This window comes from Galbibacter pacificus, assembly GCF_029603165.1.
Taxonomy (GTDB): Bacteria; Bacteroidota; Bacteroidia; order Flavobacteriales; family Flavobacteriaceae; genus Galbibacter; species Galbibacter pacificus.
Window position 1 is genome coordinate 352,756 of the sequence record NZ_JAQSVC010000003.1, and the last position, 13,782, is coordinate 366,537.

At 38.7% G+C, this 13,782-nt stretch carries 9 protein-coding genes; 3 read left to right on the forward strand and 6 right to left on the reverse strand.

The genetic code is table 11. The annotated features are described in order from the left end of the window. Window positions 1-77: 77 nt before the first annotated feature. From PSF86_RS09955 to PSF86_RS09970, 4 genes are read right to left on the reverse strand one after another with little or no spacing between them, the layout of a single operon-like run. Complete coding sequence (locus tag PSF86_RS09955) at window positions 78-3,578, reverse strand: efflux RND transporter permease subunit (RefSeq protein ID WP_277899926.1); 3,501 nt, start codon at window positions 3,576-3,578, stop codon at window positions 78-80. Between the two features lie 3 nt (window positions 3,579-3,581). Further along, entirely contained in the window at window positions 3,582-4,748 is a 1,167-nt protein-coding gene (locus PSF86_RS09960) for an efflux RND transporter periplasmic adaptor subunit (protein WP_277899927.1), read from the reverse strand. Between the two features lie 25 nt (window positions 4,749-4,773). Continuing rightward, a complete protein-coding gene (locus PSF86_RS09965) occupies window positions 4,774-6,126 on the reverse strand; it encodes a TolC family protein (RefSeq protein ID WP_277899928.1) in 1,353 nt (450 codons plus the stop codon). A gap of 3 nt (window positions 6,127-6,129) precedes the next feature. Beyond that, a complete protein-coding gene (locus tag PSF86_RS09970) occupies window positions 6,130-6,735 on the reverse strand; it encodes a TetR/AcrR family transcriptional regulator (RefSeq protein ID WP_277899929.1) in 606 nt (201 codons plus the stop codon). Between the two features lie 130 nt (window positions 6,736-6,865). On the opposite strand from PSF86_RS09970, the gene PSF86_RS09975 reads away from it, so the two are divergent. Then, on the forward strand, window positions 6,866-7,840 hold the full coding sequence (locus PSF86_RS09975; protein WP_277899930.1) for a polyprenyl synthetase family protein: 975 nt from the start codon (window positions 6,866-6,868) through the stop codon (window positions 7,838-7,840). 5 nt (window positions 7,841-7,845) lie between these two features. On the opposite strand, the gene PSF86_RS09980 is transcribed toward PSF86_RS09975, so the two are convergent. Together PSF86_RS09980 and PSF86_RS09985 are read right to left on the reverse strand one after the other, a co-directional pair. Further along, window positions 7,846-8,841 (reverse strand): hypothetical protein, encoded by a 996-nt coding sequence (locus tag PSF86_RS09980; RefSeq protein ID WP_277899931.1) that lies wholly within the window; start codon window positions 8,839-8,841, stop codon window positions 7,846-7,848. A gap of 56 nt (window positions 8,842-8,897) precedes the next feature. Then, entirely contained in the window at window positions 8,898-11,156 is a 2,259-nt protein-coding gene (locus PSF86_RS09985) for a TonB-dependent receptor (RefSeq protein WP_277899932.1), read from the reverse strand. Window positions 11,157-11,241: 85 nt separating this feature from the next. Between PSF86_RS09985 and PSF86_RS09990 the strand changes: the two genes are divergently transcribed. Both PSF86_RS09990 and PSF86_RS09995 read left to right on the forward strand, forming a co-directional pair. Beyond that, the gene (locus tag PSF86_RS09990; RefSeq protein WP_277899933.1) at window positions 11,242-11,895 is read left to right on the forward strand and encodes a metal-dependent transcriptional regulator; all 654 of its coding nucleotides are present in this window, start codon (window positions 11,242-11,244) and stop codon (window positions 11,893-11,895) included. A gap of 2 nt (window positions 11,896-11,897) precedes the next feature. Beyond that, complete coding sequence (locus tag PSF86_RS09995) at window positions 11,898-13,781, forward strand: Nramp family divalent metal transporter (protein WP_277899934.1); 1,884 nt, start codon at window positions 11,898-11,900, stop codon at window positions 13,779-13,781. Window position 13,782: the final 1 nt, after the last annotated feature.

A 13,782-nucleotide genomic window follows, 5' to 3' on the forward strand; every position in this document is an offset into this window, starting at 1 on the left:
ATTCAACGAACGAAAAAAACGGTTATGCGAACGTCCGCATAACCGTTTTTAGCAATTAACCAAATTTAAGCATTATTTTATATTGGAGCTATGTCGTCTAGTTTTTCCACAACCTCCTCTTTTTTATTTCTGAATTTTAATTTTGCCCAATATACTATGTAAAATAGCAACGGAACAATAATAAGTGTAAGGAAAGTAGCTATAAAGAGGCCAAAAATAACCGTCCAAGCCAAAGGTCCCCAGAAAATAACGTTATCTCCTCCCATATATATCTGTGCATCAAATTGCGAGAACAGGGAAAAGAAGTCGATATTTAAACCTATTGCCAAAGGAATTAACCCAAGAATGGTTGTTATGGCCGTTAGCAATACAGGACGTAACCTAGCCCTGCCAGACATTACCAATACTTCTTTCATATCGGCTTTTGGCAACAAATCGCTGTCTTCCGTAAGCCCTAACTTAATCTTTCTCCTATCTATTAATATTTGTGCATAATCCAATAATACAACACCATTGTTTACCACGATCCCCGCAAGTGAGATAATCCCCATCATGGTCATCATGATAACAAAAGACCATCCCGTAATCATCAAACCACCAAATACCCCAATAAAACTCAGGAATATCGCCAACATGATAATAGTAGGCTTGGACACAGAACTAAACTGAAAAATTAAAATAAGCATAATGAGCCCCAATCCTGCAAAAAACGCACTCATTAAAAAGGCCATTTGTTTGTTTTGTTCTTCAATTTGACCTGTATAATCTATATGAATGCTATTGGGAACATCGAAGTTGCCCATTTCCTTTTGAATTTTCCCTACTGCGGCCCCAGCATCGGTATATCCAGGAGCCAAACCAGAATACACGGTAACTACCCGTTTGAGGTCTCTGTGCTTGATGGCACTAAAGGAAGACGTATTTTTATGTTTGGCAACAGCAGAAACGGGGATTTCTTTAATCTGGCCTGAAGCCTGATCCCTAAATATTATATTCTGATCGAATAAAGCACTTGTATTATATCTCAAGTCTTTGTTAAATCGCACATAAATATCGTAATCATCGCCACCTTCTTTGTAAATCCCGGCTTTTTCACCAAATATGGAACGTCTTAACTGGTTTCCAACCTGGCCTACGGCTACGCCCAATTCTCCTGCCTTTTCCCTATCCACTTCAACTACCATTGCCGGCTTTCCTTTGTTCACATCGATCTTGAGCTCTTCAACTTCAGCTATATTTTTGGTGTTGATGTAATCGCGCATTTTTTCGGCCGTAACAATAAGCTCGTCGTAATCTTCACCACTTAACTCGATATTGATTGGGTATCCAGCAGGTGGACCAACGGCATCTTTCTCAACAGAAATGGCAACCCCGGGGTAAATTCCCTTTAAAGCTTCTTGTACTTTTTTACGAAGCACTTCGCTGTCTTTTCCCCGACGGTATTTGTATTCCCGCATGGTAGCGGTAATTTTTCCTTTGTGTGGCATTTCGGCACTGGAACCCCCATCTGTTTGTGGGTTTCCGGCACCTTCCCCCACTTGCGAAACAGCCGATTCTACCATATAGTTATAACCATTGTCCATGTATTCGCCATCGTTCAGGATAGCATATACCCGCTTTTCAATATCTTTGGTAATGGCATTGGTCTTGTCTATATCGGTTCCTTGTGGATATTCAATATAAACAATAATCTGGTTTGGTTTATTGTCGGGAAAGAACTCCACTTTAGTCCGCCCACTTCCCAATGATTGGCCAAACAGCATAAAAACTATAATAAGCAGGGCAAAGGTCCCGCCAACAAACAGCAAGGGTTTCCATCCGCCAAGGGCCATTTTAAGGAAGCTTTGGTATTTTTTTTCCAGCCATGTAAGCGTGTGTGCTTGAAAATAGTCGGCGGCCCCTTTTAACCAATAACGGTATATCCAGAACATAATGGCGGTAACAATCATTAAAGTTCCAAGCCCTCTGACAGCGCCACCAAAAATTAGTATAAAAATACCGGGAACCCCCAAAATAATGCTTAAACGTATTAATTGTTTTCTGGTAAGTTTTTTCTCTCCGGTGTCCATAAACTGGGAAACAAGCATGGAGTTCATAAAAATGGCCACAAAAAGTGAGGAGCCCAGCACTACCGACAAGGTAATTGGGAAAAATTTCATGAATTCGCCCATCACGCCCGGCCACATCCCTAATGGGATAAATGCCGCAACCGTTGTGGCTGTAGAAATAATTATAGGAAATGCAATCTCACCAATACCCTTTTTGGCGGCTTCTATACGGGACATGCCTTCTTCGTCCATTAAGCGGTATACATTTTCCACAACAACAATCCCGTTATCTACCAACATACCAAGACCCATAATGAGTCCGAAAAGAATCATGGTGTTTAGTGTATATCCAAGCCCTTGAAGAATCATGAACGACATAAACATTGACATTGGAATTGCAAAACCTACAAACAATGCATTCCGGAAGCCCAAAAAGAACATTAACACACCTACAACCAAAATAATACCGAAGATTATGTTGTTTACCAAGTCGCTTACTTGATTTAAGGTCTGCGAAGACTGGTCGTTGGCAACGGTTATTGATAAATCGGGCGGATAATATTCTTTTTCAGCCTTTTTTATAATTTCTTCAATTTGCTCTGAAGCTTCAATCATGTTTTTTCCGGCACGCTTTTTCACATCGAGCATCACAACACTTTCTCCAAATTCGCGTGCAAAAGTGGTTTTATCTTCTTCTTTAAAGGAAATTGAAGCAATGTCTCTTAAGTACACTACTCCGTCTTGAGATTTTACCACAAAATTTTGAAGTTCCTGTGGGTCTTCTATTTCTCCAAGAATCCTGATTGTTCGTCTTTGTCCGCTTACAATCATATTTCCGGCCGACATTGTTACGTTCCCGTTCCTTATGGTATTAAGCACATCGTCGAAACTAATCTGGGCGGCCATCATTTTATAGACATCCACGGCAACTTCTACCTCTTTTTCTTGCGCTCCGCGGATATCAACTTGTTTTATCTGCGGAAGGTCTTCAATTCTATCTTCTAAATATTCACCGTATTCTTTTAATTTTTCAACCGGGTAATCCCCTTTTATGTTGATATTTAGGATGGGCATTTCTTCCGATAGGTTTAGATCGAACACATTGGGCTCTACCTTAGCCCCGTTGAACACCGGCCAATCCTCGCCGGCCTTTTCGGCATCTACTTCATCTTTCACCTTTTGTTTGGCAGCCTCTACGGTAATGTCTTCATCAAACTCCACGGTTATAATTGCATAATCTTCTTGAGAGGTTGATGTAATTTCCACTACGTTGCTCACGTTTTTAAGTTCGTCTTCAAGCGGATCGGTAATCAACCTTTCTATATCTTCAGCGGTATTCCCCGGGTAAGGTGTACTTATGTATATCTTGGTTTCTTTTACCTCGGGAAAAGATTCCCGGGGCATTCCAAAATAAGCCGATACCCCCAATATGAGGACTATTGCAATCATGACATAGATTGTTGTCTTGTTTTCTATAGCCCAAGACGACAGTCTAAATTCTTTATCAGCGTTTTTATTAATTTTACTCATGGACTATTTCTTTAGTATTTTTACTTTTTGTCCTTCCTGAACACTGCGCGCTCCTTCTTTTATAACATAATCTCCAGCATTTATACCCTTTACAACTTCCACGAGGTTTCCTTGGGTTTTCCCTGTTTGGATAACGGCCTGATGTACTTCTGCCTCTCCATTATCGGAAATATTGGAAGCGATGTAAACATATTGGTTTCCTTCGGCGTTTTCTGAAATAACGCTTTGAGGTATTAAAAAGGCTTTTTCGCTGGTGTAATCGTTAATTATAACTTTGGCCGTAAGGTTTGGTTTTATCATCCCATTTTTGTTTGGCACGCCCACTTCTATTTTAAATGAACGGTTGGAAGGATTGATGTAATTACTTACCTGACGGACGTCTGTTTCTACTTTTTCGCCAATTACAGGAAACTCGGCAATAACATTGGTCCCTTTTTTGATGCTAGGCAAATATTTTTCGGGCACTTCGGTCTCTATGTACATATTGTTTAGGCTCACAATACGCATAATAGGGGTTCCCATGGCCACATTGGTACCTTGCTCTGAAATAATTTCTTCGATAGTACCTGAAAAAGGCGCTACTACAGTAGCTTTTGACAATTGGCTTTCTAGTTGCGAAACTGCACTTTTATTGGACTCGTATTGCGTTTGCGCCTGTAAATATTGCATTTCGGAGCCAATATTTTGTTCCCAAAGTCTTTTTTGACGCTCATAAGTTGTCTTGGCCAAGGTTTCCTGTGCCTTAAGCTGTGCCAACTGAGCACCTAAGCCCCCTTCGTCTATACGTGCCAGTACTTGTCCTTTGTGTACGCTCTGGCCTTCTTTTACCACCACTTGCTGAAGGGCTCCGGAATATTCGGCATTAATTACAATGTTTTCCTTGGTACTTACATTTCCTTGAAGTTCAATATAATGGTTAAACAGTGTATCTTTTGCCGTAAATGCAGTTACCAACACATAATTTTTGGTGGTATCCAGTTTCTTAACTGCATCGTTCAATTTTTTTATATCGGCACCCAAGGCATCGTGCTGAAGGGATAATTCTTCACGTTTTTGTTTTATCGCCTCCAAATTACCATTTTCTATAACCTCATCTACAGACTGCTTTCCCCCGCCCCCACATGAAGCTAGGACCAATGCTGAAATTATGATTAAATATGTCTTTTTCATTGTTTGTTGATTTAGTTTATGCCAATTAATTTTTATTTAAAACATCAGGGGTATTCAATATTGTCTCAAGCTCAGCTTTTGCTTCAATTACTTCCAACATAGATTCTATGTATTCTTGTTGTGCGGTGTAAAGCTGTGTTTGTGCCTGTCTAAAGTCGAAACTTGTTGAAATCCCTTCTCTATATTTAATTTGATTTTTGTTCTCAATACGCTCTGCCAATTTCAGGTTTTGTTCAGATGTATGGTAGTTTTCAATAGCAAACCTGTAATTACTTTTAGCCCTGTCCAGGTCCAAATTAATTTGTTGTGTTGTCTGAATAAAGTCTGTTTTTGCCTGGTCCAGTGCTATTTTTGCCTGTTGGGTCCGGGCGCTACGTTGTAAGGAGCTAAAAATAGGGATATTCATACTCACTCCCAATATAGACGATTGAAACCAAGAAGTTTCACTATCAAAAAACACAAATTCGTTATCAAAGGCTGAGGTGCCGTAATTAATAAACCCGTTTATGGTTGGCAGCGCTTTACTTTTTTCCAGTTTTAATTCCAAATCGCGCTGTTTAGTCAAGTTTTGTGCGATTCTATAATCTACGTTATTTTCGAAGTTAAAGGCTGTTTCGGTAAGGGCCAGGCTTACGCTCTCCTCTGTTAAGGTCTGTAAATTATCTTCTAGGTTCACCTCGGCATCAATAGGAACACCCAATGCCAAATTGAGCATTTGAACAGCAATGCCTTCCATTCTTTTGGAATTACTTAACTGATTTTTAATTTGCAGGGTTGTAATCTGTAACTGTTCTACATCTTCTTCTTCGGCAAACCCGTTTTCGTACATGGCCTGGGTTTCTTTTAAATTATCTTCCAGGGCTGCAAGGTTTTTTTCTAAAATTGCAACGCTCTCTTGGGTAAGCAAAACCCCACCATATGCATTAATTACGCCTTCCCTAACTTCCAGAAGCGTTTTTTCGTTGGTGTTTTCGTTATAATCAACAAACACTTTTGCGGCTTTTAACCCTACCAAATACGATCCGTCAAAAATTAGCTGCGTCAAGGTTCCCGTAAGCGACATTTGTTGCTTGGTTCCAAATTTAACCGGTACAAATGTGCCGGGCTCGCCACCAGCTATTTCGCCCGGAATTAACGTTACTGGTTGCTTTAACATGTTTTGGTAGTCTACAACACCATCTATTTGTGGCAAACCTGCTGCGGTTGTTTCCCATTTTTTCTTTAAAGATTTTGCTATTTCACGCCTGGAGTTTATAGCGGCATAACTACTATCTAATGCAAAATTGATAGCCTCTTCCATGGAAAAACTATAACTTTTTTCTTGAGAAAATCCAGATATACTTGTTAAAAAAGCAGCGATGATTAATAAGTTCCTCATCGTTTAATCGTTGTTTTGGTTAATAAATTCATTTAAAATTTTAAGTCCGTTTTCTGTGGCAATTGCCCGAATATGATATTCCAGGAACTTTGTTGCCAAATCTGACGGTTTGAAATCTGTAGCAGGGAAAATATCGGGATCTTTAATGTTTAACATTCCGCTAAAATAAATTCTGGCTATAAAATCTATATCAATTCCTTTTCTGAACAATTTGCTGTCAACGCCTTTTTTTATATTCTCCATAACGCATTCGTTCATTACCTCAAACTGTTTCCAGAACAAACGGTTGTATATTTTTGGATAATACTTTTTAAGTTGAAATTGCGGGGAAGATTTTTCGTCCTTAAGGTAATCGCTTACAAATTTTTTAATATGAAAAAGCTCTTCTATAGGATTATGCGATGCTTCGCAAATAAAATCAATTCCACTGCTAATCGACTCAAAAAGGTAAAAAACAGCCGCTTCCACCAATTCTGTCTTTGTTTTAAAATGTTGATATATCGTTTTTTTAGAAATCCCAAGTTCTGTTGCTATGTCGTCCATTGTGACACTTTTAAAACCTAGATTCAAAAACATTTCAGTAGCCTTATCTAATATTTTTTCCTTCATAATTGGGGGCAAATATACGCAAGGAAACTTTAAAAACAATAAAAGTTTCCTAAGTATTTACAATTATTTAACATAAAAAACCCGTTGGCAACTTTCTTAAATATGGTATTTTAGCCGAAAATTTAACCCTATGTTATCCATTCATGCTTATAGAGACGCATTTGTTAGTCATTTAGAACAGCATATTGTTACACGGGAGCCTGTTAATCTTTATAACCCAATGAATTATATTTTAGGATTGGGAGGCAAAAGGTTACGCCCTGTTTTAACTTTGATGACTGCCGATATCTTTGGAAACGACTATAAAAAGGCAATGAATGCAGCAATGGCAATAGAGATATTCCATAATTTTTCGTTGATCCACGACGATATCATGGACGATGCGCCGCTGAGAAGAGGAAAAGAAACCGTGCACGAGAAGTGGGATTTAAACACCGGTATTCTTTCTGGTGATGTTATGCTTATTGTTGCCTATCAGTTTTTTGAACGTTACGACCCTGAAGTTTTTCATAAACTGGCAAAACTATTTAGCAAAACCGCTATTGAAGTATGCGAAGGACAACAATATGATATTGATTTTGAAACCCGTGACGATGTTACCATTGATGAGTACCTAAAAATGATTACCTATAAAACTGCCGTTTTGGTGGGAGCTGCCATGGAAATGGGCGCCATTGTTACGCATGCTGATGAAAATGATGCAAAAGCTATTTACGATTTTGGCATGAATTTAGGGATTGCCTTTCAAATAAAAGATGATTATCTGGATGCCTTTGGAGACCCAAAAAGCTTTGGGAAACAAATTGGCGGGGATATTATTGAAAATAAAAAGACCTTTCTTTACCTTAAGACCATTGAAGAATTAGGCAACGATGAAGCCGAGCAACTCCTTCATTTATATGCTATCGCCCCAGCCGACCCTTCGGCAAAAATTCAAACCGTAAAAGAATTAATGGCGTCCAGCGGGGCTGTTGATGCTACCTTGAAAGCAATAGAAAATTATACAAAAAAAGCACTGGATATCCTGAACGGGCTAAACATTAGCGCCGAAAAGAAGGAAACATTGGTTTCTTTTGCCAATATACTAATGGGAAGGGAAGTATAAAAAACTCATTCTGATACATACGGAACCTGTTTTGCGGTTATTGTTGGACTACGAACTAATTTAGGAACTTTTTTTTCTTCTTTTACAATGGCCACAACCTCAATACCAACATGAATTCCATATAAATTGTCCGGGTTTTTCACCCCGATAAAATAGGCTTTGGATTGTGTGCCCTTTACCCCAACAATTCCCGATTTATAATTTTCTCTCGAACCTTCAATATCAAACCCATAATCTTCGCCTGCCCTAAATTTTGTAGCTTCTGTTTTATTCATTAAATAGATATCGCAAATATTAGCCCCAGGAGGTGCATTTAAATTTGTTACTGCCGTTGACAGTGAATTTTTTTCCGTCTCGATATATTTAGACAGCTCACTGGCTAGGCTAAATGTTTTTGCAGTGGCCTTTATGGCTTCTTCATCTCTATTAGCGGTTAAAACATAAAACCATTCGGCTGTGTTTTTAGGCAAGTACACCGGAAAAACAGCTCGGTCTTTCCCGCCCTTTACCAAGGCATTGGATTTACTGTTTAGATAAAACTTTTCTTTTTGCAGTGTTTTGGTTTCCAGTTTTTCAACAGTTTCCATGATGGTTTTTTCTTCGCCATAAACGGTATCATAAACTGTTCGGTATGCCATTACAGCAGGCTGATTATTATAAGAATTAATATCTACATCCAAATCAAAAGCAACAGGATCTTGAGTGTTGTTTTTAAAAAGTAATCGATACACGCTTTTTTCAAATGAAGTAATACCACTTTTAAATTTTCTAAAACGCCTTTCGGTAAAAACAGTATTGTTACTTTGAAGTGCCGTTAATGAAAAATGAGATATTTTTTTGCCGTCGGTCCTCTTAACTTCAAACTGGATAAGGTCGTCCATGTTGGCCGCGACAAAAAATTCTTTTTCTTTATTGGGGCCAAGCATTACCTCTTCATGAATATTGGTTTGGCTATACATTACACCGGTGAAAAACAAAAAGCAGTATGTTATAATGCGCATGGCTTAAGATTTTTGTTAAATGTAAAAATTTTAACGCAAAAACATACTGCCCTTTTTTAATCTAGTTGAAACCGCACTCCCAAAAACCCTCGTATTCCTTGATTTGGCCCATATACATAAGATGGATCAAAAGTTAGCGCATATGGATTATCGGGCGTTGCCATTACATTTCCCTGAGCATCAAATTGTACGCTTTTATCAAAAGGGTCGTTGGCCCTGGCAATGATAAACGGGTTGCCTTTATTGGGGGTCCAATTCAATAAATTTTTAATGCCCCCAAACAATTCAAACTTTTTAAATCCATTAAACGTAAACTGAATGTTTTGAATGCTCCACCAAGGTGAATTTGGCTTACGGGGGTCCAAATCGCCCAAAAGCGGTAAACGCATGGGTCCGTATACATTTCCCGTATAATCAATATTCAAATGCCATGGCATTATTTTGTATGAAACACCCCAAGTTCCCGAAAATTGCTCGGTTAACATTTGCCTGGTAGTTTCGCCATTTTCCGTTTGCGAAACATCCATCAAGGTTGCACCAAGCATCAATTTCAATCCGTTGTAAAAAGCAATATCTGCATTGGCACTTATTCCTTTGCTAACGGCATATCCATCCAAATTATCATAAATAATTTCATTGGGGTCGGTATCATAATCGGGCACAATCATATTGGTAAAATAGGTATACCAAGCAGAAAGATCGAGCCCGATAAAATTATTATTTCCTGTATAGATTTTCTTTAGATAGTTAATGTTAACATTATACGAGCGCTCGGGGTCTAATTCTTCTGCAATAACCACTTCCCTTGCCCCGGTAAGCGCGGCATGGTCTTCGGTAAACAAATTTACCACCCGAAAACCGGTGCCTGCATTGATCCTAAAAATATCGTTTGGCGAGAAGCTCCATTTATAGGCAAGGCGTGGCGTGAAAATATTTCCGTGACGGTTGTCGTAATCGTAACGCATCCCCAGCAACAAGGTATGTTGTTTATTGAATTTTATTTCGTCCTGGACAAAAACGCCGGGAATGGTTGTTGCGTCAGGAATGTTTTTCAATCCATTTTCTGTCGCCGGGGTATTGTCGTCATAATAATTATACCGCAATGCTGTTCCAAACAGCAAATCGTGATTTCCCCATTTTTTATCCCAAGTAAGTTGCCCAAAAGCAATACGCTGTTGCGCCAAATACGGAACATCGCCGTATACAGAATTCTGGTCATGATCGGTATACGAAAATGTAAACAACATTTTCTCCTTAAAAGGAAGTTGATATTTCCCTAAAAATTCCCAACGGGACGTATAAATGCTTTCGCCATAAACTTCATCCCCGCCCCGATATTTGGGCGCCCATTGCATTTCGCCACCCCAGCGGTCTTCGTAAAAATAACGCGTAGCAAGTGAGAAAAGTCGGTTTTCCTTTCGTTTAAAATCCCATTTTTGAAACAGTGAAATGCGGTCTTGCAAAGTTAGATCGGTAAAATTATCATTGTTATTATCTATGGGGTTGCTATAATTAAAGTAATTCGCACCAAATAAAAAGGAAATCTTTTCTCCCAACAATGCCCTGTAGCCCATGTCCAGATTAAATTCTCCCCAAGTGGTCCCAAAAGCATCGATGGTAAATTTTGGCGCATATGCTGGGGTTTTGGTAATAATATTTATCAATCCGCCCACGGCTTCGCTTCCATACAAAGACGATGCCGGCCCTTTTACCACTTCCATACGTTCTATCAACGAATTTGGAATTCCCGAAAGCCCGTAAACCGTAGACAGGCCACTTACAATTGGCATCCCATCAATTAAAACCATGGTATAGGGACCTTCAAGACCGTTTATATGGATATCGCCCGTATTGCAAATGTTACAATTTAATTGCGGACGTACACCATTAACGTTCTGCAAGGCTTCAAAAACATTGGCAGTAGGGTTCTTTTTAAAAAAAGCAGGTTTATAAACTTCTACCGGAACGGGAGTTTCCATCCTGCTTACTGGCTTTAACGTTCCGGTAATTACCACTTGGTCAAGCTTGCTTTCTTCCCTTAAATTAAATTCAACAAAAATAGTATTATCATCAACTCGTATTTTTTTGGTTACTGAAGAAAACCCGGTATAAGAAACCAATAAAGTATAATTACCTTCTTCTAAAAACAATTTAAAATATCCATTTTCATCAGTGGCGATTCCCTTGTTTGTTCCAAATACAGAGACGTTTGCATACGGCAATGCTTCATTTTTATGCATAACACGTCCTTCCACATATTGTCCAAGCACCGAGAAACATATCAGGTAAAAGAGAAAAAACAGCTTTATTTTCATTATTAGCTTTATTTAAATTTATTTTTAGACAAAACTAAAAATTTGTTTTTACAAATAAAAATGTATTTTTGTATAAATAAAAAACATGACGCTTTCTGAAGAAGATTACATAAAGGCCATTTACCATCTTTCGAAGGATGACCAAAAAGGAGTTTCTACCAATGCAATTGCTATGCAGATGGACACCAAAGCGTCGTCTGTAACCGACATGATTAAGAAACTAGCCGAAAAAGACGTGGTTCATTATAAAAAATACCAAGGCGCCCGGTTGACCGACAAGGGAAAAACATATGCCGCCAAAATTATACGAAAACACCGTTTATGGGAATTTTTTTTAGTGGAAAAACTTAATTTTTCATGGGATGAAGTTCACGACATTGCCGAAGAACTAGAGCACATAAAAAGCGAAAAACTTGTTGAAAAACTAGATGCCTTTCTGGATTACCCGAGAATTGACCCGCATGGCGACCCGATTCCTGACAAAGACGGAAATATTACAAAAGTTGAAAAAGTATTGCTTTCTTCCGCAAAAAAAGGAGACAAGGGCATTGTGGTGGGTGTAAAAGATTCCTCGTCTGACTTTTTAAGGTATTTAGACAAACTCAATATTGCCTTAGGCGAAAAAATTATTATCCTCAACAAAGAGCCTTTCGATAATTCTGTTTTAATCCAACTCAATCATAAGGAAATAAACATCTCGTCTATGACTGCCAACAATATTTTTCTAAAAATCAGCTAATCATGCCTAAACCCGGCCATCATTCATTGGAAGAAGTTCATGAAAGTATAAACACTACTACCAAAAAATCCTTTTGGAAGCGGATTCTCTCTTTCTTTGGCCCTGCCTATTTAATTAGCGTGGGATACATGGACCCTGGAAATTGGGCCACCGATATTGCAGGCGGGAGCCAATTTGGCTATAGCTTACTCTGGGTCCTGTTAATGTCCAATATCATGGCCTTATTGCTTCAAAGTTTAAGTGCACGACTGGGCATAGTAAGGGGCAAGGACCTTGCACAAGCTTCTAAGGAAACCTATTCGCGACCTGTTAATTTTATATTGTACCTATTGGCCGAAGTAGCCATTGCCGCAACAGACCTTGCCGAAGTTTTAGGCATGGCCATTGGTTTACAGCTCCTATTGGACATTCCGTTAATTTGGGGCGTTTGCTTTACGGTTTTGGATACTTTTCTATTGCTTTTTCTTATAAATAAGGGGATACGGAAAATGGAGGCTTTTATTATTGCCCTCATTAGCATTATTGGACTTTCTTTTTTATTTGAAATGTTTTTTGCCAAGCCGGACATGCATGAAGTAGCCAGTGGCCTCATCCCTTCTATCCCCAATAGTGATGCTCTTTATATTGCAATTGGCATCATAGGGGCTACCGTAATGCCGCACAACCTTTATTTGCATTCGTCTTTGGTGCAAACAAGAAAATTCAACAAAAATTTCAAGGGCATAAAGCAGGCGCTTAAATATAATTTTGTCGACTCTGCCATTGCCCTTAACTTGGCTTTTTTTGTAAATGCTGCTATCTTAATTCTGGCCGCTGCCACTTTTTATAAAAATGGTATGTTTGGCATTGCAGAAATACAGGATGCACACCAATTATTATCGCCCTTATTAGGTTCTAAATGGGCATCCATACTTTTTGCATTGGCACTTATTGCTGCCGGACAAAGCTCTACCGTTACCGGAACGCTTGCCGGACAAATTGTAATGGAGGGTTACTTAAACTTAAGAATCGAGCCTTGGGTAAGAAGGGTAATTACACGCATTATTGCAATTATCCCTGCTATTCTCACCATTGTAATTCTAGGTGAAGGAGCCACGGGAAAGCTCCTTGTCCTCAGTCAAGTAGTATTAAGCCTTCAACTTGGATTTGCCATTATTCCATTAATTCATTTTGTAAGCAATAAAAAATTAATGGGCGATTTTTCTATTAAATTCCCATTAAAAATTTGTTCATGGATTATTGCCTTAATTATTGTGTCACTTAATATAAAACTTGTTTTTGAAGAAGTTTCCGGCTGGCTAGCATCGGCCGAACACCCTTTTTATATTTGGGCCGTGGTGCTTCCCCTTGCCATTGCTGCTTTATTATTGTTGGTTTATATAATTTTTAGTCCCAATATTCATAAAAAAACAAGAAAGGAGAAACATGTGCCTCACATAGACGAAGTATTGTTCAACAAGCTACCCAGTACCTTGTCCTACAACAAAATTGCCATCGCTATTGACTTTTCACAGGCGGACAAAGTTGGTATTGACACTGCCTTAAAAATTGGTCAAAAAAACACAAAATATACGCTTATCCACGTGGTTGAGACTGCCGGGGCATTGATTTATGGGCAACAGATTAACGACCATGAAGCCTCTAGCGATAAAAAGTATTTGGAATCGTACCAAAAAATACTAACCGACATGGGCTATAACGTAACTATTAAATTAGGTTTTGGAAGGCCCAAAAAAGTAATTCCGAAGTTTGTAAACGAAGAAACATACGACCTCTTGATTATGGGAGCCCATGGCCATGATTTTTTTAAAGACATCCTCTTCGGTACTACCGTAAATACAGTAAGACACCGCGTAAAAACCCCTGTATTAATTGTAAAACAATAAT

Excerpts from the sequence above, each read along its gene's own strand:
- PSF86_RS09955 (WP_277899926.1), bottom strand. The coding sequence starts at position 3,578 with ATGAGTAAAATTAATAAAAACGCTGATAAAGAATTTAGACTGTCGTCT.
- PSF86_RS09960 (WP_277899927.1), bottom strand. The coding sequence starts at position 4,748 with ATGAAAAAGACATATTTAATCATAATTTCAGCATTGGTCCTAGCTTCA.
- PSF86_RS09965 (WP_277899928.1), bottom strand. The coding sequence starts at position 6,126 with ATGAGGAACTTATTAATCATCGCTGCTTTTTTAACAAGTATATCTGGA.
- PSF86_RS09970 (WP_277899929.1), bottom strand. The coding sequence starts at position 6,735 with ATGAAGGAAAAAATATTAGATAAGGCTACTGAAATGTTTTTGAATCTA.
- PSF86_RS09975 (WP_277899930.1), top strand. The coding sequence starts at position 6,866 with ATGTTATCCATTCATGCTTATAGAGACGCATTTGTTAGTCATTTAGAA.
- PSF86_RS09980 (WP_277899931.1), bottom strand. The coding sequence starts at position 8,841 with ATGCGCATTATAACATACTGCTTTTTGTTTTTCACCGGTGTAATGTAT.
- PSF86_RS09985 (WP_277899932.1), bottom strand. The coding sequence starts at position 11,156 with ATGAAAATAAAGCTGTTTTTTCTCTTTTACCTGATATGTTTCTCGGTG.
- PSF86_RS09990 (WP_277899933.1), top strand. The coding sequence starts at position 11,242 with ATGACGCTTTCTGAAGAAGATTACATAAAGGCCATTTACCATCTTTCG.
- PSF86_RS09995 (WP_277899934.1), top strand. The coding sequence starts at position 11,898 with ATGCCTAAACCCGGCCATCATTCATTGGAAGAAGTTCATGAAAGTATA.